The 20,551-nt window shown below is 72.6% G+C and carries 19 protein-coding genes and 1 pseudogene; 3 read left to right on the top strand and 17 right to left on the bottom strand.

The window, feature by feature from the left end; genetic code table 11:
* The 13 genes and pseudogenes from N790_RS08260 to xerD form a co-directional block, all read right to left on the bottom strand.
* Positions 1-529, bottom strand: a pseudogene (locus tag N790_RS08260) (type II secretion system protein XpsN); the annotation flags it as partial.
* Positions 522-1,115 (bottom strand): type II secretion system protein GspM, encoded by a 594-nt coding sequence (gene gspM / locus N790_RS08265; RefSeq protein WP_043803100.1) that lies wholly within the window; start codon positions 1,113-1,115, stop codon positions 522-524. The pseudogene N790_RS08260 and the gene gspM, both read right to left, overlap by 8 nt.
* The gene (locus tag N790_RS08270; protein ID WP_043803102.1) at positions 1,099-2,232 is read right to left on the bottom strand and encodes a PilN domain-containing protein; all 1,134 of its coding nucleotides are present in this window, start codon (positions 2,230-2,232) and stop codon (positions 1,099-1,101) included. The genes gspM and N790_RS08270 overlap by 17 nt, the downstream gene beginning before the upstream one ends.
* Positions 2,232-3,110, bottom strand: coding sequence for a type II secretion system minor pseudopilin (locus N790_RS08275; RefSeq protein WP_043803107.1), 879 nt, complete (start codon positions 3,108-3,110; stop codon positions 2,232-2,234). The genes N790_RS08270 and N790_RS08275 overlap by 1 nt, the downstream gene beginning before the upstream one ends.
* Entirely contained in the window at positions 3,110-3,790 is a 681-nt protein-coding gene (locus N790_RS08280) for a prepilin-type N-terminal cleavage/methylation domain-containing protein (RefSeq protein WP_052385807.1), read from the bottom strand. The genes N790_RS08275 and N790_RS08280 overlap by 1 nt, the downstream gene beginning before the upstream one ends.
* Positions 3,787-4,242 (bottom strand): type IV pilus modification PilV family protein, encoded by a 456-nt coding sequence (locus tag N790_RS08285; RefSeq protein ID WP_043803109.1) that lies wholly within the window; start codon positions 4,240-4,242, stop codon positions 3,787-3,789. Before N790_RS08285 ends, N790_RS08280 begins: the two co-directional genes overlap by 4 nt.
* On the bottom strand, positions 4,239-4,691 hold the full coding sequence (gene xpsH / locus N790_RS08290; protein ID WP_043803111.1) for a type II secretion system protein XpsH: 453 nt from the start codon (positions 4,689-4,691) through the stop codon (positions 4,239-4,241). Before xpsH ends, N790_RS08285 begins: the two co-directional genes overlap by 4 nt.
* A 19-nt stretch (positions 4,692-4,710) precedes the next feature.
* Positions 4,711-5,127: a type II secretion system major pseudopilin GspG gene (gene gspG / locus N790_RS08295; RefSeq protein ID WP_043803112.1), complete on the bottom strand. Its 417-nt coding sequence runs from the start codon at positions 5,125-5,127 to the stop codon at positions 4,711-4,713.
* Between the two features lie 3 nt (positions 5,128-5,130).
* Entirely contained in the window at positions 5,131-6,345 is a 1,215-nt protein-coding gene (locus N790_RS08300; protein WP_043803115.1) for a type II secretion system F family protein, read from the bottom strand.
* 4 nt (positions 6,346-6,349) lie between these two features.
* Complete coding sequence (gspE, locus tag N790_RS08305; RefSeq protein ID WP_043803117.1) at positions 6,350-8,062, bottom strand: type II secretion system ATPase GspE; 1,713 nt, start codon at positions 8,060-8,062, stop codon at positions 6,350-6,352.
* Between the two features lie 55 nt (positions 8,063-8,117).
* Positions 8,118-11,975, bottom strand: coding sequence for a phosphoribosylformylglycinamidine synthase (gene purL / locus N790_RS08310; RefSeq protein ID WP_043803118.1), 3,858 nt, complete (start codon positions 11,973-11,975; stop codon positions 8,118-8,120).
* 74 nt (positions 11,976-12,049) lie between these two features.
* The gene (locus N790_RS08315; RefSeq protein ID WP_043803121.1) at positions 12,050-12,823 is read right to left on the bottom strand and encodes a thioredoxin fold domain-containing protein; all 774 of its coding nucleotides are present in this window, start codon (positions 12,821-12,823) and stop codon (positions 12,050-12,052) included.
* A gap of 86 nt (positions 12,824-12,909) precedes the next feature.
* Positions 12,910-13,863, bottom strand: a complete 954-nt coding sequence (gene xerD / locus N790_RS08320) for a site-specific tyrosine recombinase XerD (protein WP_043803123.1) — start codon at positions 13,861-13,863, stop codon at positions 12,910-12,912.
* A 45-nt stretch (positions 13,864-13,908) separates the two neighbouring features.
* Between xerD and N790_RS08325 the strand changes: the two genes are divergently transcribed.
* Positions 13,909-14,352 (top strand): RDD family protein, encoded by a 444-nt coding sequence (locus N790_RS08325; RefSeq protein WP_043803129.1) that lies wholly within the window; start codon positions 13,909-13,911, stop codon positions 14,350-14,352.
* On the opposite strand, the gene lptG is transcribed toward N790_RS08325, so the two are convergent.
* Together lptG and lptF are read right to left on the bottom strand one after the other, a co-directional pair.
* Positions 14,349-15,449 (bottom strand): LPS export ABC transporter permease LptG, encoded by a 1,101-nt coding sequence (gene lptG, locus N790_RS08330; RefSeq protein WP_043803130.1) that lies wholly within the window; start codon positions 15,447-15,449, stop codon positions 14,349-14,351. The genes N790_RS08325 and lptG overlap by 4 nt on opposite strands.
* Positions 15,446-16,528, bottom strand: coding sequence for an LPS export ABC transporter permease LptF (gene lptF / locus N790_RS08335; RefSeq protein WP_043803133.1), 1,083 nt, complete (start codon positions 16,526-16,528; stop codon positions 15,446-15,448). The genes lptG and lptF overlap by 4 nt, the downstream gene beginning before the upstream one ends.
* A 73-nt stretch (positions 16,529-16,601) precedes the next feature.
* Between lptF and N790_RS08340 the strand changes: the two genes are divergently transcribed.
* The gene (locus tag N790_RS08340) at positions 16,602-18,077 is read left to right on the top strand and encodes a leucyl aminopeptidase (RefSeq protein WP_043803137.1); all 1,476 of its coding nucleotides are present in this window, start codon (positions 16,602-16,604) and stop codon (positions 18,075-18,077) included.
* Between the two features lies 1 nt (position 18,078).
* Entirely contained in the window at positions 18,079-18,504 is a 426-nt protein-coding gene (locus tag N790_RS08345) for a DNA polymerase III subunit chi (protein WP_043803141.1), read from the top strand.
* 16 nt (positions 18,505-18,520) lie between these two features.
* Here the strand turns inward: N790_RS08345 and N790_RS08350 are convergent, their stop codons facing one another.
* Complete coding sequence (locus tag N790_RS08350; RefSeq protein ID WP_043803145.1) at positions 18,521-19,831, bottom strand: aminopeptidase P N-terminal domain-containing protein; 1,311 nt, start codon at positions 19,829-19,831, stop codon at positions 18,521-18,523.
* A 7-nt stretch (positions 19,832-19,838) separates the two neighbouring features.
* On the bottom strand, positions 19,839-20,390 hold the full coding sequence (locus N790_RS08355) for a UPF0149 family protein (protein WP_043803148.1): 552 nt from the start codon (positions 20,388-20,390) through the stop codon (positions 19,839-19,841).
* Positions 20,391-20,551: the final 161 nt, after the last annotated feature.

The raw sequence follows: 20,551 nt of genomic DNA on the forward strand, positions 1-20,551 counted from the left end.
CGCGCGGCGCGGACGCCGGCGCCGCGGAGGGCTTGGCTTCGCCGCGGCCGTCGAAAACGCGCAGGTCGAGGTCGCGGCGGCCCTGCGGGCCTTCGAAGCTGGCACGGCGCGGTTCCAGCGCCACCAGGCGCCAGGCCGTGCCTTCCACCAGCTCGCCGGCGCGCACGCGCTGGCTACGGCTGCCGTCGGGCGATTGCAGCAGCGCGGCCTTGAAATCGCCGGCCAGCAGCACGCCGCTGAGCACCCAGTCCAGCGGCGCCTCCGTGTCGCCGGCGGCGGACACCGCGGCGGGGCGCCGGTCGGCGTTGAGCAGCGGGCGGTTGCCGACCTCGGCGTAATCGGAAGGCGGACCCAGGCGCGAGCCGACTTCCGCCAGCTCCACGCGCGGCATCGGCGGCGCCACGGCGGGGTTGTCGGGATGCGGCGCGAAGCGCGCGCCCAGGCCGGCGAGGGCCAGCAGCAGCAGGCCGACCGACCAAGCCGCGAGCGCCGCGAGCAGCGCGCCGGCGGGGCGCAGTTGGTCAATCACGCGGCGCCTCCGGGGTGGCCAGCAGGTAGCCGTAGAGGTCGAAGCTGGCGTCGAGCGCGCCGTCTTCCTGGCCGGTGCCCAGGTAACTGCGGCGCGCCAGCAGGTCGACGTTGTCCACGAACAGCTGCGGGCTGCCGCTTTCAAGCGCGTGCAGCACCGCGCCCAGCTCGGCCATGCCGCAGCGCAGGCGCACCTGCACGCTGGCGCGCACGAAGGGTTCGTCGGTGCGGGCGTCGGACGGCGTGCGCGCGGTGATCTGGCAGCGGCCCGGCTGCGGGCTGGCCGCGCCCACCACCGATTCCAGGCGCTGCACCAGCGCCGCGGTGGCGAGCTGGCGATTGGTCTCGGGCAGGAAGCCGGCGTTGCCGGCCTCGAATTCCCGCACCCGCGCCAGTTCGCGCTCCAGCGCCGGGCGCTGGGCGATCTCCATGCGCAGGGCCAGGTGTTCGTCGCGCAGCTTCGCGATCTCGTCGCCCATGGCCAGCATGGGGGCGGTCCACCACCAGTGCAGCAGCAGGAAGTACGCCAGCGCCAGCAGCGCGGCGCCGGCCAGCAGCCAGCGGGCGCGGTCAGCGGCCGGTGTCATTGGCGCCCTCCGGGGCCTGGCCGCGCACGGTGGCGGCAAGCGTGAAGCGGTCGCGGCCGCTGCGCGGGTCGGCCTGCACGGCGCCCGACAGCGCCGGTTCGGCCAGCAGCGGCGAATCCTGCAGCAGGCCCACCAGCGCGGGCGCCGCGCGGCTCTGGCCCACCAGCACCAGCTTGCCGTCGTTGACGGTGAGCTTGTCGATGGCGGTGTCGTCGGGGATGCGGCGGGTCAGGTCGTCGAGCAGCTCGAGCATGGTCGGGCGGCTGGCGCGGGTGCTGGCCAGGAAGTTCGCGGCCTGCACCTTCGCCTGCAGCTGGTTGCGCGCCAGGCGTGCCTGGCGGGCTTCGGCGGTGGCGGCTTCGACGTCGGCCCGCAGCGCCTCGAGCGCGCTGGCGCGGTTGTGCAGGGTGAGCGCCAGCGTGCCCAGCAAGGCCACGGCGGCCACCGCGGCCAGGAGGGCGTTGAGGCGGCGCACGGGGTCGCGGCGGGTTTCGCGGCGCGCGGCGGGCAGCAGGTTCAGGCCGAGGCGGCGGCCGTCGGCTTCCACCACGTCCACGCCCTCGAGCAGCGCGGCCAGCGGGCCCAGCGCCTGCATCTCGGCCTCGAGCCGCGCGCGCGGCAGCACCAGCAGTTCGGCCTGGATCTGCTGGCTGGCGGCGTCGCGCGAAACCACCCGACCCTGGAAGCTCACCTGGTCGGCGCTGAAGGGCGTCTGGCGGTCGAGTTCATGCGCCAGCACGTCGCGCAGGCGCGGCTCGGCGGCGGCGGGCAGCGGCAGGCGGCGGCGCAGCACGGCGGCGGCGGGCAGCAGCAGCCAGGCCGGCACGGAGGACGCCGCGAGGCGCGCGTGCAATTCGGCCAGCAGCTCGGCGTCGCCCAGCGGCACCTCGCCCAGCGGCTGGTCGCCGTTGGCATCGGAAGCAGTGAACGAGAGCGCCTGGTCGCCGCGGGCCAGGAACAGGCGGCGGGCTTCGCCGCGGAACAGCCGCCGCCATGGCGGCGGCAGCAGCGACAGCGCCGCGTCGGCCATGGAGCGGCCCCAGCCCGGCAACGGCGTGCGCGCCAGGCGCAGCCGGAGCGTTTCGAGCGATGTGGCGAGTTGGTCGACAGCGGGCATCAGTCGGGTTCCCCTACCCGCCAGGCCAGCGGTGCGTAGAGCTGGCCGAAGCCGGCCGCCGCGCCCATGCGCAGGGTGGCGGTGACCTCGACCTGCTGGCCATCCGGGCGGACGGCGCGGCTGGCCACACTATACGTGCCGGACCCGACCACGGCGAGGGTGTCGCCACCGGGCAGCACCGGCAGCGGCAGGCCCGGCTGCCAGGCTTCGCGGGCCGCCAAGAGCTGCGCCACCTGGTCGGGCGCCAGGCCCAGGGCCAGCAGCACCGGCGCCTGCGCGAAATCCGGGCGGGGCCGCGGCTGGCCGGCGTGGATGGTCACGTGCGGCACCAGCAGGCGGTAGGTGGCCTCGTCCATGCCCAGCAGCTGCTGCAGTTCGGAAATCGTGGTGAAGGGCGCGTCCTTCGCGCCGTGTTCGCGCCGCGCGGCGGCGTAGTCGCGGTCCTCGGCGCCGCCTTCCATCGACAGCAGGTCGTCGGGGTCGCGCCAGTCCTGGATCACGGCGGCCAGCTGGCGGGCGCGGGTGTCTTCGATGCCCAGCGCGCGCATCAGGTTGGCCAGCAGCGCCACGTCGGCGGCGTTGAGGTCGACCTTGGCGCTTTCGTCGACGATGCGCAGCTCGATGCGCTGGCCCTCGAATTCGAAACCGTAGGGGCGGCCGTCGGGCAGCCAGCGGTTGGCCGGGTCGGGCTGGTTCAGGCGCATCGCCGCCACCTCGATGCCGGATTCCGCGGCCAGCCGGCCCAGCGCCTGGGTGCGCAGCGCACCGCCCTGCATCGCCTCGATGCGGGCGCTGAAGGCGAACACCGCCACCAGCCCCGCCATCAGCAGCAGCAGCCAGAGCACCAGCAGCAGCGCGGCGCCGCGGTTCGCGCGCATCAGCGCTCCTCCCCCGGCGATTCCACGTCCTGCGGCCCGCCCACGGGAATCGCACCCGGCGTGGCCACCGGCGACAGCCCCAGGCGCGGCGCCACCACCAGCTCGGGCCAACGCGCCCGCGGCTCCGCGAAACGTGCCTGCAGCCGCACCAGCCGCGGCACCTGCCCGGGCTGGTCCCACTGGCCCAGCCACTCCGTCGGCTCGCCGTCGTCGCCGAGCGTGCGCACTGAAAACGCCGCCTCGGCCAGGCCGTCGAGCAGCACCTCCGGCTCGCGCTCGGATTCCACCGGGCCTTCCGGCGTCAGCAGCTGGTGTTCGAATTCGATGCGCAGGCCACCGGCGCCCCGGCGGATGCGGAAGGTCTGCACGTAGGGGCCGCCGCGCGAGAGGTAACCCGGCATGGGAGCGACGAAACGCAGCAAGTCGGGTTCGGCCTGGAACACCACCAGCTCCTCGCCGGCGCGCGGGGTTTCCACCGGCATCGCCAGCGCGCCCTCGAGCTGCCGGCGCAGGAAACCCTGGGCCGCACGCAGTTGCTCCGCCCGGCGCGATTCCGCCTCGGCGGCCCCGGTGGCGCGGGTGGTGTTGCGCAGCGCGGTGAAGGCCAGCGCCAGGCCTGCGGCCAGCAGCACGGTGGCCATCATCACTTCGATCAGGCTGAAGCCACGGGCACGGCTCACGGCAGCGCCTCCAGCGGGCTTTCCGGGTAACGCGCGCGCAGGCTGGCGAAACGCAGCCGGCGCGCGTAGTCGCCTTCGCCCCAGCCCACGTCCAGCTGCAGGCGGTAGAGCACCGGCGCACCGGCCTGTTGCAGGCCCACGGTTTCGATGGGCGCGGCGCCTTCCACCGGCGCGGCCCGTGGCACCGGGTCTTCGACTTCGGTGATCTCCAGCGTCCAGCGATAGCGGCCATCGGCGAATTCGCCCTGCGACCGGCCGGGTTCGACCGGCGCCAGCACGCCCACTTCGGACAGCAGCGACTGCGCGTGCAGGGTGGCCTCGCTGGCGTCACCCGCCTGCCGTACCTGGGCGAGGCCGCCGCCGAGGATGGCGACCAGGATGCCCATCGACACCGCCAGCAGCGCGAAGGCCACGATCACCTCGATCAGGCTGAAACCGCGCTGCCGCCTCATGGCCGGCCCTCGCCGCGGGTGAGCGTGACTTCGCCGGTGAGCCAGGCCACGTCCACGCGCCAGGCGGCGTCGCCGCGCCTGAGCACGATGCGTCCACCGGTGGACGCGCCCTCGGGGAAGAAGCGCACCACGGCTTCGGTGCGCGCGGGCTGCTCCTCGCGCGCCGTGGTGGCGATGATTTCGACTTCCGCCGGCAGTTCGCCGCTGCGCTTGCCGGCGGAGTTCCATTGCCGCGCCTGCACGTCCAGGCGGAACACCTGCTCGCGGCCGGTGGCCAGCGCCTGGGCGCGGGTGAAGCGCAGTTCGCCGGCCACTTCGCGCGCGGCGTAACGCAGCTGCTGGCCGGGCATGGCGCGGCCGATGACCATGGCGCCGATGCCGGCCAGCGTGGCCACCAGGGCCACCACCACCACCAGCTCCAGCAGCGACAGGCCGCGCGCGCGGTTCATGGCGGCGGCGCCTGCCCGGTCAGGGCTTGCGGATGTCCGCGTTGACGCTTTCGCCGCCGGCCTGGCCGTCGGCGCCCAGGCTCACCAGCTCGTAGGGGCCGCTGGTGCCGGGGCGGCGGAACTGGATGGGGTTGCCCCAGGGATCCTTGAGCTCCTCGGCCTTGGCGTAGGGGCCCAGCCAGTTCGGCTGGCCGGTGGAGGTGACCAGTTGCTCCAGCGAATCGGGCAGGCGGCCGGTGTCCATCTGGAACTGGTCCACCTTGCCGGCCAGCGTGATCAGCTGGGTGTTGGTGAGGCCCACGTTGGCGCGGTCGCGGCCGCCCAGCACGCGACTGGTAACCAGGGCCAGCACGCCGCCGATCAGCACGATCACGATGATGATTTCGACAAGGCTCATGCCGCGCGCGCGGCGGGGGGAAGCAGGGATTCGACGCATGGGTCAGCCTATGGAGTTGGTGAGGTCGTAGATCGGCAGCAGCACCGACAGGATGATCACCGCGATCACCGCGGTCATCAGCACCGTCAGCGCCGGCACCAGCGCCGCCATCAGGCGGTCGAGCGCGTTGGCGGTTTCCTGGTCGAAGGTGTCGGCCACCTTCAGCAGCATGGTATCGAGTTCGCCGGATTCCTCGCCCACCTGCACCATCTGCACGGCCAGGCGCGGGAACACCTTCTGGCGGCCCAGCGCGTAGCCCAGGCCGCTGCCGGTCTTCACTTCCTCGGCGGCGGCCTCCACGGCCTCGGCCAGCACGCGGTTGCCCAGCACCGGGCGCGAGAGGTGGATGGCGCTCAGCAGCGGCACGCCGTTGCGCACCAGGGTGCCGAGCGTGCGCGCCAGGCGCGCGGTGTCGAGCCGGGCCACCAGGTCGCCGACGTAGCGCAGGCGCAGCAGGCGGGCGTCGAGCGCGCGCCGCGCTTCGGGCTGGCGCAGGCGCGAGGCCAGCCACAGCCCCGCCAGCACGGCGGCCAGCAGCAGCGCCCACCACCAGGCCCGCACGAACAGGCTCAGGTCGAGCACGAGCTGCGAGTACCAGGGCAGTTCGGCGTTGAGGCTTTCGAACAGCACCTGGAACTGCGGCACCACCACCGCCATCAGGAAACCCACCGAGGCCACCACCATCACGCACAGAATGACCGGGTAGATCAGCGCATTGATGACGCGGCCGCGCAGCCTGGCGCTGCGCTCGAGGTAGTCGGCCAGGCGCCGCAGCGCCTCGTGCACGTTGCCGCCGGCCTCGCCGGCGCGGACCAGGTTCACGTACAGGCGCGAGAACAGGCCGTGCTGCTGCTCGAGCGCGGTGGACAGCGGCGCGCCACCGCGCACGGCCTCGCGCACGCGTTCGATGACGCGGCGCGCCTGCAGCGAATCGGGCAGTTCGAGCAGGATGCCGAGCGCGCGGTCCAGCGGCTGGCCGGCGCCCAGCAGCGTGGCCAGCTGCTGGGTGAACTGCAGCACCTGCTCGTCGCCGAACTCCTTGCGCCGGAGCAGGCCGGCGAAACCTTCGCCGCCGCCGGCATCGGCGCGGCGCGCTTCCACCGGCAGGTGGCCCTGGTCCTGCAGGCGCACCACCACCTCGTCGGCGCTGGCGGCTTCCATCTGGCCGTCGAGCGGCTCGCCGGTGGCGGACAGGGCCTTGTAGCGGAACAGCGGCATCGGCTCAGGCTTCCTGCGTGACGCGCAGGACTTCCTCGATGGTGGTCAGGCCCTGCATGGCCTTGAGCAGGCCGTCTTCGTACATGGTGCGCATGCCGCGGGCGCGGGCGGCCTCTTCCAGCTCGCCCATGCCGGCGTGCTGCATCACCAGGCGGCGCAGGCTGTCGTCCATCACCAGGAATTCCATGATGGTGGTTCGGCCCAGGTAGCCGGTGGGCGTGAGCGCCGAGGGTTTCGGGCGGTAGAGGTAGATCGGGCCTTCCGGCTGGAAGCGGCGCAGGCCGAATTCCTCGATCACCTCGGGCAGCGCCTCGTACTTCTCGGCGTGCGTGGGCTCGATGCGGCGCACCAGGCGCTGGGCCAGGATGCCGTTCACCGTGGAGGTGAGCAGGTAGTCCTCGACGCCCATGTCGAGCATGCGGGTGATGCCGCCGGCGGCGTTGTTGGTGTGCAGGGTGCTGAGCACCAGGTGGCCGGTGAGCGCCGACTGGATGGCGATGCGCGAGGTTTCCAGGTCGCGCATCTCGCCGATCATGATGATGTCCGGGTCCTGGCGCACGATGGAGCGCAGGGCGTGGGCGAAGTCCAGGCCGATCTGCGGCTTGGCCTGGATCTGGTTGATGCCCTCGATCTGGTACTCGACCGGGTCCTCGACCGTGATGATCTTCACGTCGGGCGTGTTGAGCGTGCTCAGCGCCGCGTACAGCGTGGTGGTCTTGCCCGAACCGGTGGGGCCGGTGACCAGCAGGATGCCGTGCGGCTGCTCGAGCACCTTGATGAAGTCGGCCAGGAATTCGTCGGTGAAGCCCAGCGCCTTGAAGTCGAGCACCACGGACTCACGGTCGAGCAGGCGCATCACCACGCTTTCGCCGTGCGCGGTGGGCACGGTGCTGACGCGCAGGTCGAGCTCCTTGCCCTGCACGCGCACCATGATGCGGCCGTCCTGCGGCAGCCGACGCTCGGCGATGTTGAGCTTGGCCATGATCTTGATGCGCGAGATGACCGCGGCGGTGAGGTTGGCCGGCGGCGATTCCGCTTCCTCGAGCACGCCGTCGACGCGGTAGCGCACCTTCAGGCGGTTCTCGAAGGGTTCGATGTGGATGTCGGAGGCGCGCAGCTCGACCGCGCGCTGGATGACCAGGTTCACCAGGCGGATCACCGGCGCTTCGCTGGCCAGGTCGCGCAGCTGCTCGACGTCGGCCTCGTCGCCGGCCGAGTCGTCGCCCAGGTTTTCGACGATGGCGCCCATGGCCGAACGGCCCGAGCCGTAATAGCGCTCGATCAGGTCGGCGATCTCGGCGCGCAGGCCCACCTTCACCCGCACGGCGCGGCCGGTGGCCAGGGCCACGGCTTCGGCGGCGTACGGGTCCTGCGGGTCGGCGACGAGCAGGTCGACGTGGCCTTCGCCCTCGCCCACCGGGCACACCGACTGCTGCTTGAGGAAACGCAGCGACAGCTGCACGCCGGGCGGCGGCGCGTCGGGGCAGTCCTTGGCGGCCAGCAGCGGCAGGCCCAGCACTTCGGACGCGGCCTCGGCCATGTCGCGCTCGGACACCATGCCCAGGCGCACCAGCAGCGCCGCCAGCGAACCGCCGGCCTCGGCGTGCAGGCGCTGGGCGCGCGCCAGGTCGGTGTCCTTCAGGCGGCCGCGCGCGGACAGCGCCGCGGCGATGCGCAGGTCGTCGGAACCGGGATTTTCTTGCAGGGCCGCTGCCACGCCGGGCTCCTTGGACGGGAGCCCGGAATTTAGCAGGTCTGGATGGCGGCGGGTGTCAGCCGACCCAGGCGCGGGCGTTGCGGAACAGGCGCATCCAGGGCGAATCCTCGCCCCAGCCGGCCGGATGCCAGCTCATCTGCAGCGTGCGGAACACGCGCTCGGGGTGCGGCATCATCAGCGTGGCGCGGCCGTCGCGGCTGGTCAGGCCGGTGATGCCGGCCGGGGAGCCATTGGGATTGGCCGGGTAAGCCTCGGTGACGGCGCCGGTGTTGTCCACGAAACGCAGCGCCACCGCGGCCTGGGCCTGGTGCGCCGGCTGCTGGAAGCGGGCGAAGCCTTCGCCGTGCGCCACCACCACCGGCAGGCGCGAACCGGCCATGCCCGAGAGCAGGATGGAGGGGGATTCCTGCACTTCCACCAGCGCCAGGCGGGCTTCGTACTGCTCGCTGCGGTTGCGGTGGAAGGTGGGCCAGTGTTCGGCGCCGGGCACCAGCGACTTGAGCTGGGCCAGCATCTGGCAGCCGTTGCAGACGCCCAGGCTGAAACTGTCGGCGCGCTCGAAGAAACGCGCGAACTGCTCGCGCAGCGCCGGGCGTTCCAGGATGGACGTGGCCCAGCCGCGGCCCGCGCCCAGCACGTCGCCGTAGCTGAAGCCGCCGCAGGCGGCCAGGCCCTTGAAGCCGTCGAGCGACAGCCGGCCTTCGACGAGGTCGGACATGTGCACGTCCACGGCGGTGAAGCCGGCGCGGTCGAAGGCCGCCGCCATTTCCACCTGGCCATTGACGCCCTGCTCGCGCAGCACGGCCACGCGCGGGCGCACGCCGGTGTGGATGTAGGGCGCGGCGATGTCTTCGGCCGGATCGAAGCTGAGCTTGGGCGACAGGCCGGGGTCGGCGAAGTCCAGGCGCGCCGCGCGCTCGCCGTCGGCGCCGGCCGGGTCGTCGCGCAGGGCCTGGATGGCGTGGGTCACCGACCACCAGGCGCCGAACAGCTCCTGCCAGGTCCATTCGGCCAGCAGTTCGCGGCCTTCGCTCACGCGCACGACCGGCGCCGTGGTGGGCTTGCCGATGCGCTGGGCGCAGTGGGTCAGGTCGTGGCGGTTCACCAGGTCGGCGAAGGCGACGCGGTCTTCGGCGGCGATCTGCACCACCGCGCCGAGCTCCTCGTTGAACAGCGCCGCGAAGGCGTCGTCCTCGCCCCAGCCTTCGAGGTTGAGCTCGAGGCCGCAGTGGCCGGCGAAGGCCATTTCGCACAGCGCCGCGAAGGCGCCGCCGTCGGAACGGTCGTGGTAGGCCAGCAGCAGGTCGGCCTCGCGCGCAGCCTGGATGAGGTCGAAGAAGGCGCGCAGGCGGCCGGGTTCGTCCAGGTCCGGGCAGGCGCCGCCGAAGGCGCCGTGCACCTGCGCCAGGATCGAACCGCCCATGCGGCGCTGGCCGGCGCCGAGGCCGATCAGCCACAGCTCGGAATCGGCGCCGCGGTCGAGCACCGGAAGCAGCTGCTTGCGCGCGTCGGCGACGCGGGCGAAGGCGCTGACCACCAGCGACACCGGCGACACCGCCTTCTGCGGGCCTTCCGGCGCGTTCCACTGCGCCTGCATGGACAGCGAGTCCTTGCCGACGGGAATGGACAGGTCCAGTTCCGGGCACAGCTCCATGCCGACGGCCTTCACGGCGTCGAACAGCGCGGCGTCCTCGCCCGGGAACGAGGCCGCGGCCATCCAGTTGGCCGACAGCTTCACTTCTTCCAGCGCGGCCACCGGCGCGGCGGCCAGGTTGGTGATGGCTTCGCCCACCGCCATGCGCGCCGAGGCGGCGGCGTCGATGAGCGCCAGCGGGGTGCGTTCGCCCATGGCCATGGCTTCGCCGGCGACGCCGTTGAAGTCGGTGAGCGTGATGGCGACGTCGGCCAGCGGCAGCTGCCAGGGGCCGACCATCTGGTCGCGCGAGCACAGGCCGCCCACGGTGCGGTCGCCGATGGTGACCAGGAAGTTCTTCGAGGCCACGGTCGGGTGCGCCAGGACGCGCAGGCCGGCTTCGCGCAGGTCGAGCTTCGACGCGTCCAGGCGCGGCCAGCGCGGCGCGGGGACGCGCTGGGTGTCGCGGTGCATCTTCGGCGACTTGCCGAACAGCACGTCCATGGGCAGGTCGATGGGCGTGCTGCCGTCGGGCGCGCGCAGCACCAGGCGCTCTTCCGCGGTGGCGTGGCCGACCACGGCGAACACGGCGCGCTCGCGGCGGCAGATGGCCTCGAAATCGGCCACGCGGTCGGCGGCGACGCCGAGCACGTAACGCTCCTGCGCCTCGTTCGACCACAGCTGCATCGGGCTCAGCGACGGGTCGTCGCTGGGGATCTTCGCCATCTCGATCACGCCGCCGACGTTGGAGTCGTGCAGCAGCTCGGGGATGGCGTTGGACAGGCCGCCGGCGCCGACGTCGTGCGCGGTCAGGATGGGGTTGCGTTCGCCCTGGGCGAAGCAGCGGTCGATCACTTCCTGGCAGCGGCGCTGCATCTCGGGGTTGTCGCGCTGCACCGAGGCGAAGTCGAGGTCTTCCGAGCTCTGGCCCGAGGCCACCGACGACGCGGCGCCGCCGCCCAGGCCGATCAGCATGGCCGGGCCGCCCAGCACCACCACGGCGTCGCCGGGGCGCAGGTCGAGCTTCTTCACCTGGCTGCGGTCGATGGCGCCCAGGCCGCCCGCCAGCATGATGGGCTTGTCGTAGGCGCGCACCACGCCCGGCTGGTCGGTGGGCAGTTCGAAGCTGCGGAAATAGCCGGCCAGCGCGGGGCGGCCGAATTCATTGTTGAACGCGGCGGCGCCGATCGGGCCGTCGGTCATGATTTCCAGCGCGGTGGCCATGCGCGGGTTGAGCGGGCGCTCGGTTTCCCAGGGCTGCGGCAGCCCGGGGATGCGCAGGTGCGAGACCGAGAATCCGGTGAGGCCGGCCTTGGGCTTGCCGCCGCGGCCGGTCGCGCCCTCGTCGCGGATCTCGCCGCCGGCGCCGGTGGCGGCGCCCGGGAAGGGCGAGATGGCGGTCGGGTGGTTGTGGGTTTCCACCTTGATGCAGAAGGCCGAATCCACCGGCGCGCCGTGGCCGTATTCACCAGTGCCGGGCTCGGCGCGGAAGCGCGCGCCCGGGTGGCCTTCGACCACCGCGGCGTTGTCCTTGTAGGCGCTGAGCGTGAGCTGCGGGCTGCGCGCGTGGGTGTTCTTGATCATGCGGAACAGCGACAGCGGCTGCTCCTCGCCGTCGATGGTCCAGTCGGCGTTGAAGATCTTGTGCCGGCAGTGTTCGGAATTGGCCTGCGCGAACATCATCAGTTCGGCGTCGGAAGGCTCGCGGCCGAGCTCGGCGTAACGCTGGCGCAGGTAGTCGATTTCGTCGTCGGACAGGGCCAGGCCGAGGCGGCCGTTGGCTTCCTCCAGGCCGGCCAGCGGGATGCGCTCGAGCGGGCCGGGCGCCTGCGCCACGAACAGCGCGGCGGCGTCTTCGCGGCTGGCCAGCAGCGACTGGGTCATGGGGTCGTGCAGCACGCGGGCCAGCTTCGGCCAGCGCGGGTCGCCGGCAGGCGGCAGGCCCACCAGGTCGAGGCGGGTGCCGCGCTCGACGCGCCTCACCGCCAGGCCGGCGCCCTGCAGGATTTCGGTGGCCTTGCTGGCCCAGGGCGACAGCGTGCCCAGGCGCGGCACCACGAAGCGCGACTCGGCGCCGGCTTCGGGCGCCTCGAAGGCCACGCAGCCTTCGAGGATGCGGCCGAGCGCGCCGGTATCGGGCGTGGGGCCCGCGGCGGGTTCGATGAAGTAGGTGAACCAGGCGCCGGCGACCCGGAGGCCGGGGACGATCTGCTGGAGGCGGGCTTGCAGGCGTTCGCGCCGGAACGGCGACAGGGCCGGGAGGCCCTCGAGGACGATCATGTCCGCGGTAATCCCAGGGGAATCGAGCGCCGTATTGTAGCCCAAGGCCGGGCCAGGGGCCCGGCCCGGGGGGCTCAGCGGGCCGGCTTGGCGGCGATTTCGTCCAGGCGGGCCAGCATTTCGGCCGGGGCCACGTAGCCGCCGAGCTGGGTGCCGTCGGCGGCGTAGATGGCCGGGGTGCCGTCCAGGCCGATGCGGCGGCCCAGGTCGTAGTCGCGGGTCACCGGGTTGGTGCAGTCGGCCTTGGGCAGGGCCTTGCCAGCCTTGGCCTCGGTCATGGCCTGGCGGCGGTCCGGGGCGCACCAGACCGACACGGCCTTGTCGAAGGATTCCGAACCCAGGCCCGTGCGCGGGTAGAACAGGTAGTTCACGGTGATCCCGAGGCGGTTGTACTCGGCGATCTCCGAGTGCATGCGGCGGCAGTAGCCGCAGTCGATGTCGGTGAAGACGGTGATCTCGTGCCTGGGCTGCTTGGCGGCGAAGGTGATGCGGCTGTCGTCGCCCACCGAGGCCAGCAGGCCCTGGCGCAGGCCGGCTTCGCTGGCCTGGGTGAGGTTCTCGCGGCTGGCGATGTCGATCAGCGCGCCCTGGATCAGGCGCTTGCCGTCGTTGGAAACGTAGACCACGCGGGCGCCGATGGCGACCTCGCGGAAGCCCGGGATCGGCGAATCGGCGATCTGGCCGATTTCCATGCCCGGGGCCAGGCCCAGCAGCGCCTCGCGGATGGCGGCGTCGCCGGCGGGCGACGCGGCGGCGGCCTTGGCCGGGGCGGCGGCGGCCTGGGGCTCGGCGGCGCAGGCGGTCATGGTGGCCACCAGGGCCAGGGCGAGCAGGGAGCGGCGGATCATCGTGGGGCGTTCCTCGGGGGCTGTGCGGGTCCGACCCCGGCCGGGGCGGAAAGTTCAGGGATTCTCGCACAGGCCCCGCGGCCGGTTCAGGCCCTGGGGTGGTGCTGCTGGTGCAGGCGCTTGAGGCCCTCGCGCGCCACCAGCGTGTAGATCTGGGTGGTGGAGAGCGAGCTGTGGCCGAGCAGCATCTGCAGCGTGCGCAGGTCGGCGCCGTGGTTGAGCAGGTGGGTGGCGAAGCTGTGCCGCAGCCCGTGCGGGCTGACCCGCGCCGGGTCGATGCCCGACAACACGGCGAGGCGCTTGACCACGTTCCAGAACTGCTGGCGGCTGAGCGCGCCGGCCTCGCGGCCCAGGAACAGCGGCGCCGCCACCCGGCTGCCGGCCAGCACGGGGCGGGCCTCGTCCAGGTAGCGCTGCAGCCAGTGCTGGGCTTCCTCGCCCAGCGGCACCAGCCGCTCCTTGCTGCCCTTGCCCATCACCCGAAGCACGCCCTGGCGCAGGTTGAGCGCGGTGGCGGGCAGGTTCACCAGTTCGCTCACGCGCAGGCCGGTGGCGTACATCAGCTCCACCATGGCGCGGTCGCGCAGGCCGGCCGGGCTGTCGGTGTCCGGGGCCTGCAGCAGGGCCTCGACCTCGTTTTCGGACAGGGCCTTGGGCAGGGAACGGCCCAGTTTCGGCGGGTCGAGCCGGGCGGTGGGGTCTTCGCTGCGCAGGCCCAGCCGCGCCTGCTGGCCGAAATAGGCGCGCAGGGCCGACAGCAGGCGCGCGTTGCTGCGCGCGGCGTAGCCGGCGGCGGTGCGTTCGGCCAGGTAGTCGAACAGCAGCTGGCGGTCCACGTCGGCCAGGCCGCGGCCCTTCGTCGCCAGCCAGCGCGCCAGGCCCTCGAGGTCGCGCCGGTAGCTGTCGAGCGTGAGCCGCGACAGGCCGGCCTCGGCCCAGGCGCGGTCGAGGAATCCGGTGATGGCGCGCTCGTCGGCCAGCGAGGCCGGCGGCAGGGACTGGGCGTGCGCGCGACGGTCGGCGGGACGGCTGGCGGGCATGCCGGCAGCTTAGCGACGGCCGCCGGCGCCGGCTATGCTGTCGCGATGTCCGACGCCCCTGCCCTGCGCGCGCGTCCGGCCCACCTGGGCTGGCGCCTGTTCGCGATGACCTACGACTTCTTCCCTGCCCTGGCGCTGTGGTTCGCCGCCAGCGGCCTGGTGCTGCTGCTGCGCGGCGGCACGCCGGTGCCGCCCGGCAGCTGGGCTTCGTGGGGGGAACTGGCGCTGCTCTGGGCCGTCACCGGCGTGTACGCGGTGGCGTCGTGGCGGCGCGGCGGGCAGACGCTGGGCATGCGCCCCTGGCGCCTGAAGGTGCTGCGCGCCGACGGCCAGCCCGCCGGCACGAAAGCGCTGCTCATCCGCTACGCCGTGGCCACGCTGTCGCTGGCCGCGGGCGGCCTGGGTTTGCTGTGGACCCTGGTGGACCGCGAGCGCCGCGCCTGGCACGACCTGGCCAGCGGCACCGTGCTAGTGCGCCTGGACCGCTAGCCGCGGCGGCGGGCGAACAAGCCCCAGCACACCGACAGCAGCGCCAGCGGCGGCAGCAGGTAGGCCACGCGCGCGTCGAAGCGGTACACGTCCGACAGGCTCACCACCAGGCGCTGCGCCAGCAGGTAGCCGATGCCGATGACGATGGCGATGAACAGGCGCTTGCCGAAGCCGCCGGAGCGCAGCGAGCCGAACGCGAACGGCAGCGCCGCCAGGCACAGCACCACCACGTTCACCGGGTAGAACCAGCGCGCCCAGTACGCGTTGGCGAAGGTCTTGTTGTCCAGGCCGTTGCGCTCGAGGTAGTCCATGTTGCGGCGCAGCTCGGCGCTGCTCAGGTAACGCGGGCGCGCGGCCGCCGCCGCCAGCGCCTGGTCGTCGAGGCCGCTGGCCCAACGCTCCTCGGCCACTTCCTCGGTTTGCACCGAACGCTCGCCGAAGCGCGAGCGGCGCAGGTCGCGCAGGGTCCACACGTCGCCGCGGTGTTCGGCGGTGCGCGCCTCGGCCAGCGACAGCAGCCGGCCTTCGTCGTCGAACTCGAACAGGCGCACGCCCTGCAGTTCGGTCCAGGCCTCGCCGTCCTGTTCGCGGCGCTGGCCGTCGCGTGCGTTCAGGAAGGTGTTGCCCTCGCGCGCCCACAGGCCGGACACGCGCGCCATCACCACGTCGCCCGACTTGGCCGAGTTGGCCACCGTCTGCGCGCTCTGTTCGCCGAAGGGCGCCGCGGTTTCCGCGTTCAGCACCATCAGCGCGGTGAGCAGGCCGATGCCGATCAGCGCGCCCAGGCCCACGCGCAGCCGCGACAGGCCCACCGCGCGCATGGCGGTGAGCTCCGAGCGCGCCGACAGCCCGCCGAGGCCCAGCACCGTGCCGATCAGCGCCACCGTCGGGAACACCTCGTAGGCGCGCCGCGGCAGCGTGTAGATGGTGAACAGCAGCGCGTGGCTGAGCGTGTAGCCGCCCTCGCCCACTTCGTCGAGTTCGTTCACCAGCGCGCTGATGAGGTCGAAGCCCAGCAGCACCGCCCAGGTGCCGAGCGTGGCCAGCATCACGCTGCGCGCAAGGTAGAGGTCGAGCGTACCGGGGCGCAGCCTCATGCGGCCACCTTGCGCGGGCGCGGCAGGCGGCCGTCGGTGAACAGCAGCCAGGTGGCCAGCAGGGCCAGCGGCACCAGCAGCCACCACAGGCCGGCCCAGGCCGGCAGCGTGCCGGCGGCCAGCCAGCCCTTGCCCAGCACCAGCAGGATCATGGCGTTGATGTAGATCAGCAGGGCCGCCAGCACGCGGCCATACCGCGCCTGCCGCGGTTCCCCGCGGCCCAGCGGCAGTGCCAGCAGGCCCAGCACCAGCGCCATCAGCGGCGTGGCCAGGCGCCAGTGCAGTTCCGCGCGGGCGGGCGCTTCTTGCAGCGCCAGCAGGGCCTCGCTGGGCGCGGACTCGAGGTTGGCCGGGTCCACGTCGGGCTCCGCGTCGGGCACCTGCAGCTCGTTCTCGGCGAAACGCATCATGCGGTAGTCGCGCCGGGCCGGGTCGCCCTCGACCCGGAAACCGTCGCGCAGGCGCAGGTAGCGGTCCGCCTCGCCCTCGAGGAAGAGTTCGCCTTCACGCGCGGTGATCACGTCCAGCCGGCCTTCGCGTTCGGTCTGCACGAACATCCTGCCGAAGCGGGTGCCGTCGGTGTTGATCTCGCCCACGTAAAGGATGCCGGCGCGGCCGGGCAACTCGATGAAGCGCCCGGCCTCGAGGCCGGCGACCAGGAAGGAGCGGTTCGCCTCCTCGACCATGCGCTGCGCCAGCCGCGCCCCGGCCGGCGCCGCCCACAGCGAGGCGAAGGCCACCACGGCCGCCGCCGGCAGCGTCACCCACAGCAGCGGCCGCAGCAGCTGGCGCGGGCCGCGGCCCACCGACGAAAGCACGGCCATCTCGCTGTCGCCGTAGAGCCGCCCCACCGCCAGCAGCAGGCCGATGAACAGCGCCAGCGGCAGCAGGATGGGCAGCACCTGGATCGAACGCAGGCCCAGCTGCGACAGCAGCAGGCCCGCCGGCACCTTGCCCTTGGCGATCTCGCCCATCAGGTCCACCAGCAGGCCGCCCAGGCCCACCAGCAGCAGCACCACGGCCACGGCCGCGACGCTCTGGGCGAACTGGCGCAGCAGGTATCGCTCGATCAACAGCATTCGTGGGCTTGCCGGGCTGGGGAGGGGTGGGCTTGCTAGAATCGCAGGTCCTGATTGTACGGAATCAAAGCCCATGACCCTCGAGTTTCGCCTGAACCGCCCCGACCCGACCGCCGCCGACCTCGATTGCGTGGTGGTCGGCCTGTACGCCGACGGCAGCCTGCCCGCCTCCGCGAAGGCGCTGGACCAGGCGTCGGGCGGCCGGATCGCGGCGCTGGCCAAGCGCGGCGACCTCTCGGGCAAGACCGGCCGCACGGCCATGCTGCACGACCTGCCGGGCGTGAAGGCGCCGCGCGTGCTGGTGGTGGGCCTGGGCGACGCCGCCAAGTTCGCGGTGCCGCAATACCTGAAGGTGGTGGCCGACGCGGTGCGCGCGCTCAAGGCCGGCCCGGTGCGCCGCGCCCTGTTCACCCTGCCGGAGCTGCCGGTGGCCGGCCGCGACGCGGGCTGGGCCCTGCGCCAGGCCATCGTCGCCGCCGACCACGCCGCCTACGCCTACACCGCCACCCGCACCGTCAGCAACGGCGACGACGGCCTGAAGGCGCTCGACATCGCCGGCGACGCCACGCTGCAGGCCGAATTCGACCGCGGCGTGTCGATCGCCGCCGGCGTCGAGCTGGCGCGCGAACTGGGCAACCTGCCGCCGAACATCTGCAACCCCGGCTACCTGGCCGACACCGCCCGCCGCATCGCCAAGGAACACGAGGCGGTGACCGTGGAAGTGCTCGAGCGCGCCGACATGGAGAAGCTGGGCATGGGCTCGCTGCTGGCCGTGGCCCGCGGCTCGGCCAACCCGCCGCGCCTGGTGGTGCTGCGCTACCAGGGCGCCGGCGACGCCAAGCCCTACGCGCTGGTCGGCAAGGGCATCACCTTCGACACCGGCGGCATCAACCTCAAGGTGCAGGGCGGCATCGAGGAGATGAAGTTCGACATGTGCGGCGCCGCCAGCGTGTTCGGCGCCTTCCTCGCCACCGCGAAGATGAAGCTGCCGCTGAACCTGGTGATGGTGGTGCCGGCGGTGGAGAACATGCCGGACGCCGACGCCTACCGCCCCAGCGACATCATCACCTCGATGTCGGGCAAGACCATCGAGGTCGGCAACACCGACGCCGAGGGCCGCCTGATCCTGTGCGACGCGCTCACCTACACCCAGCGCTTCGAGCCGCAGGCCATCGTGGACGTGGCCACGCTCACCGGCGCCTGCGTGATCGCGCTGGGCAAGTTCGCCGCGGGCCTGATGAGCAAGCACGACGACCTGGCCGGCGAACTGCTGTCGGCCGGCGAAAACGTCTTCGACCGCGCCTGGCGCCTGCCGCTGTGGGACGAGTACCAGACCCAGCTCGAATCCGCCTTCGCCGACGTCTACAACATCGGCGGCAAGGGCGCGGGCGCGATCACCGCCGGCTGCTTCCTCTCGCGTTTCACCGAGGGCCAGCGCTGGGCGCACCTGGACATCGCCGGCGTCTCCAACGGCGAAGGCCGCAAGGGCCTGGCCACCGGCCGCCCGGTGGGCCTGCTGGCGCAGTGGCTGATCGACCGGGCCGGCTGACGTGGCGCGCGCCGATTTCTACCTGATCGGCAAGCCGCGTTTCCGCGAGCAGCCGCTGCTGCTGGTGTGCGAACTGGCCCGGCGGGCCGTGCACTCCGGGCAGCCGCTGCTCGTGCTGGCCGCGTCCATGGCCCAGGCCGAGGCCCTGGACGACCTGATGTGGTCCTTCGACCCCGACGAATTCCTGCCGCACCAGGTGGCCGGCGTCGAGGAGGACGAGGACGAGGTGGAGGTGCTGATCGCCCCGCCCGAACAATCGCCGCCCATGCGCGCGCTGGTGCTGAACCTGCGCGACGCCCCGGTGCCGGCCGGCTTCGAACGCGTGCTGGAGGTCGTGCCCGCCGACGAATCCGCCCGCGGCCCCCTGCGCGAGCGCTGGAAACACTACCAGTCGCTGGGCCTGGACCTCGCCAAGCACGACATGTAAGAGCGGTTCCTGCCGCTCACCGGCTGGCCAGGACCGCCTCGATGGCGTCGGCGTCGCGCGGGACGCCACCGGTCAGCACTTCGTGGCCGTCAGGGGTGACGACGACGTCGTCTTCGATGCGGATGCCGATGCCCTGCCACTTCGCCGGCACGCCCTTGCTGCCCGGGGCGATGTAGATGCCGGGCTCGATGGTGAAGACCATGCCGGGCTCGAGCTCGCGGTAGTCGCCGGCGACCTTGTATTCGCCGACGTCGTGCACGTCCAGGCCCAGCCAGTGGCCGGTCTTGTGCATGTAGAACTTGCGGTAGGCGCCCGACTGCAGCGCCGCCTTCAGCGTGCCCTTGAGCAGGCCGAGCGACAGCATGCCCTCGGTGAGCACTTCCACCGCCGCCTCGTGGCCCAGGATCCAGGGACGTCCCGGGCGCGCCTGCTCCATGGCCGCCGCCTGCGCCTTGAGCACCAGCTCGTAGAGCGCGCGCTGCTCCTTCGAATAATGGCCGTTCACCGGCCAGGTGCGGGTGATGTCGGAGGCGTAGTTGGCGTATTCGGCGCCGGCGTCGCACAGCAGCAGCGCGCCGTCGGCCAGCGGGCCGCTGTTGGCGCGGTAGTGCAGCACGCAGCCGTTGGCGCCGGCGCCGACGATGGGCTCGTAGGCGGCCACGGCGTCGTTCTTGCGGTAGACGTACTGCAGCGCGGCCTCGACTTCGTATTCGCGGCCGCCCGGGCGCGTGGCGCGCATGGCCGCCAGCTGGGCTTCGGCGGCGATCGCCGCGGCCCGGCGCATCAGCTTCAGTTCGGCCGCGCTCTTGAACAGGCGCAATTCGTGCAACAGGTGGCCGAGTTCGAGGAATTCATGCGGCGGCTGCGCGCCCTGGCGCACCTGCGAGCGCACGCGGTTCACCCAGCCGATGAGCTTGAGGTCGAATTCGGTGTCGCGGCCGAAGTGGTAATAGACGCGCGACCGGCCCTCGAGCAGGCCCGGCAGGATCTCGTCGAGGTCGGTGATGGGGTAGGCGTCGTCCATGCCGTGCGCTTCCACCGCCCCCTCGGGCCCGGCGCGCGGGCCGTCCCAGGCTTCGCGCTCGGGGTCGCGGTCGCGGCAGAACAGCAGGGTCTCGCCGTGCTTGCGGCCCGGCACCAGCACCAGCACCGCCTCGGGCTCGGGGAAACCGCTCAGGTACCAGAAGTCGCTGTCCTGGCGGTAGGGATAGTGCGTGTCGTGGCTGCGCACCCGCAGCGGGGCGCTGGGCAGGATGAGGATGGCGTCCTCATCGGCCATGCGCATCAGCTGCTTGCGGCGGCGGGCGAACTCGGCCGGTTTGATCATGGCGGCGTCAGTTGAGCTTGCGGCGGTGCCTCGGACCCAGCACGCAGTCGCTGTGCAGAAGCATCACGGCCACGCGTACGAATTCCGCCACTTCCTCCAGGGCGTCCTCGTCGGCGTCCGGATCGTCGTAGCTCAGGTCGCTGGCGGCGATGCGGGCCAGGTCGGCCAGGGCTTCCTCGGCCTCTTCCGACAGCGGCGGCTCGGCGCCGGCGGCCAGGCCGAAGCCGCCCAGGAAACCGCGGCACCAGGCCAGCAGGCCGTCGGCGCGCTCGCCCACCGGGCGGTCTTCGCCGGGCAGCAGCAGTTCGAAGGCGAAATCCGGCGATTCGAGCTGCCGCGTGCTGGCTTCATAGAGCTGGTCAAGGGCACTGTCGGGCGCCGGCGGCGAAACCAGCGGATCCGACATCACCGCCGCGAACCAGCCCTTGCGATCGTGCTTGCCGCCACCGGCCAGGTACCCGCACAGCGACCCGTGCAGGTCCGAGGGCTCCAGCGCGGCTTCCAGGGCGTCCAGTTCGGCGGCCACTCGGGCGTGCGCGGGCAGCAGGGCGTCGGTCATCGTCGGGGCCGGAAGGGGGATGCCGCCATTCTAGCAAGGGCTCGCCGGGGCGCTTGTGGCGATGTTAGTGCCACCCTACACTCCTTGGGATTGCACGGGGCGGACCAGGGGAACACCGGGCGTAATGGGGCTGTGGCGAGACAGGTTCAGGGGCGCCAGGC

The organism is Arenimonas malthae CC-JY-1 (genome assembly GCF_000747075.1).
Lineage (GTDB): Bacteria > Pseudomonadota > Gammaproteobacteria > Xanthomonadales > Xanthomonadaceae > Arenimonas > Arenimonas malthae.

Excerpts from the sequence above, each read along its gene's own strand:
- N790_RS08275 (WP_043803107.1), bottom strand. The coding sequence starts at position 3,110 with ATGCGCGCGAACCGCGGCGCCGCGCTGCTGCTGGTGCTCTGGCTGCTG.
- N790_RS08350 (WP_043803145.1), bottom strand. The coding sequence starts at position 19,831 with ATGATCAAACCGGCCGAGTTCGCCCGCCGCCGCAAGCAGCTGATGCGC.
- N790_RS08300 (WP_043803115.1), bottom strand. The coding sequence starts at position 6,345 with ATGCCGCTGTTCCGCTACAAGGCCCTGTCCGCCACCGGCGAGCCGCTC.
- xerD (WP_043803123.1), bottom strand. The coding sequence starts at position 13,863 with ATGCCCGCCAGCCGTCCCGCCGACCGTCGCGCGCACGCCCAGTCCCTG.
- lptF (WP_043803133.1), bottom strand. The coding sequence starts at position 16,528 with ATGCTGTTGATCGAGCGATACCTGCTGCGCCAGTTCGCCCAGAGCGTC.
- gspG (WP_043803112.1), bottom strand. The coding sequence starts at position 5,127 with ATGCGTCGAATCCCTGCTTCCCCCCGCCGCGCGCGCGGCATGAGCCTT.
- N790_RS08355 (WP_043803148.1), bottom strand. The coding sequence starts at position 20,390 with ATGACCGACGCCCTGCTGCCCGCGCACGCCCGAGTGGCCGCCGAACTG.
- N790_RS08340 (WP_043803137.1), top strand. The coding sequence starts at position 16,602 with ATGACCCTCGAGTTTCGCCTGAACCGCCCCGACCCGACCGCCGCCGAC.
- N790_RS08285 (WP_043803109.1), bottom strand. The coding sequence starts at position 4,242 with ATGAGGCGGCAGCGCGGTTTCAGCCTGATCGAGGTGATCGTGGCCTTC.
- N790_RS08325 (WP_043803129.1), top strand. The coding sequence starts at position 13,909 with ATGTCCGACGCCCCTGCCCTGCGCGCGCGTCCGGCCCACCTGGGCTGG.
- N790_RS08270 (WP_043803102.1), bottom strand. The coding sequence starts at position 2,232 with ATGCCCGCTGTCGACCAACTCGCCACATCGCTCGAAACGCTCCGGCTG.
- purL (WP_043803118.1), bottom strand. The coding sequence starts at position 11,975 with ATGATCGTCCTCGAGGGCCTCCCGGCCCTGTCGCCGTTCCGGCGCGAA.
- xpsH (WP_043803111.1), bottom strand. The coding sequence starts at position 4,691 with ATGAACCGCGCGCGCGGCCTGTCGCTGCTGGAGCTGGTGGTGGTGGTG.
- N790_RS08315 (WP_043803121.1), bottom strand. The coding sequence starts at position 12,823 with ATGATCCGCCGCTCCCTGCTCGCCCTGGCCCTGGTGGCCACCATGACC.
- lptG (WP_043803130.1), bottom strand. The coding sequence starts at position 15,449 with ATGAGGCTGCGCCCCGGTACGCTCGACCTCTACCTTGCGCGCAGCGTG.
- gspM (WP_043803100.1), bottom strand. The coding sequence starts at position 1,115 with ATGACACCGGCCGCTGACCGCGCCCGCTGGCTGCTGGCCGGCGCCGCG.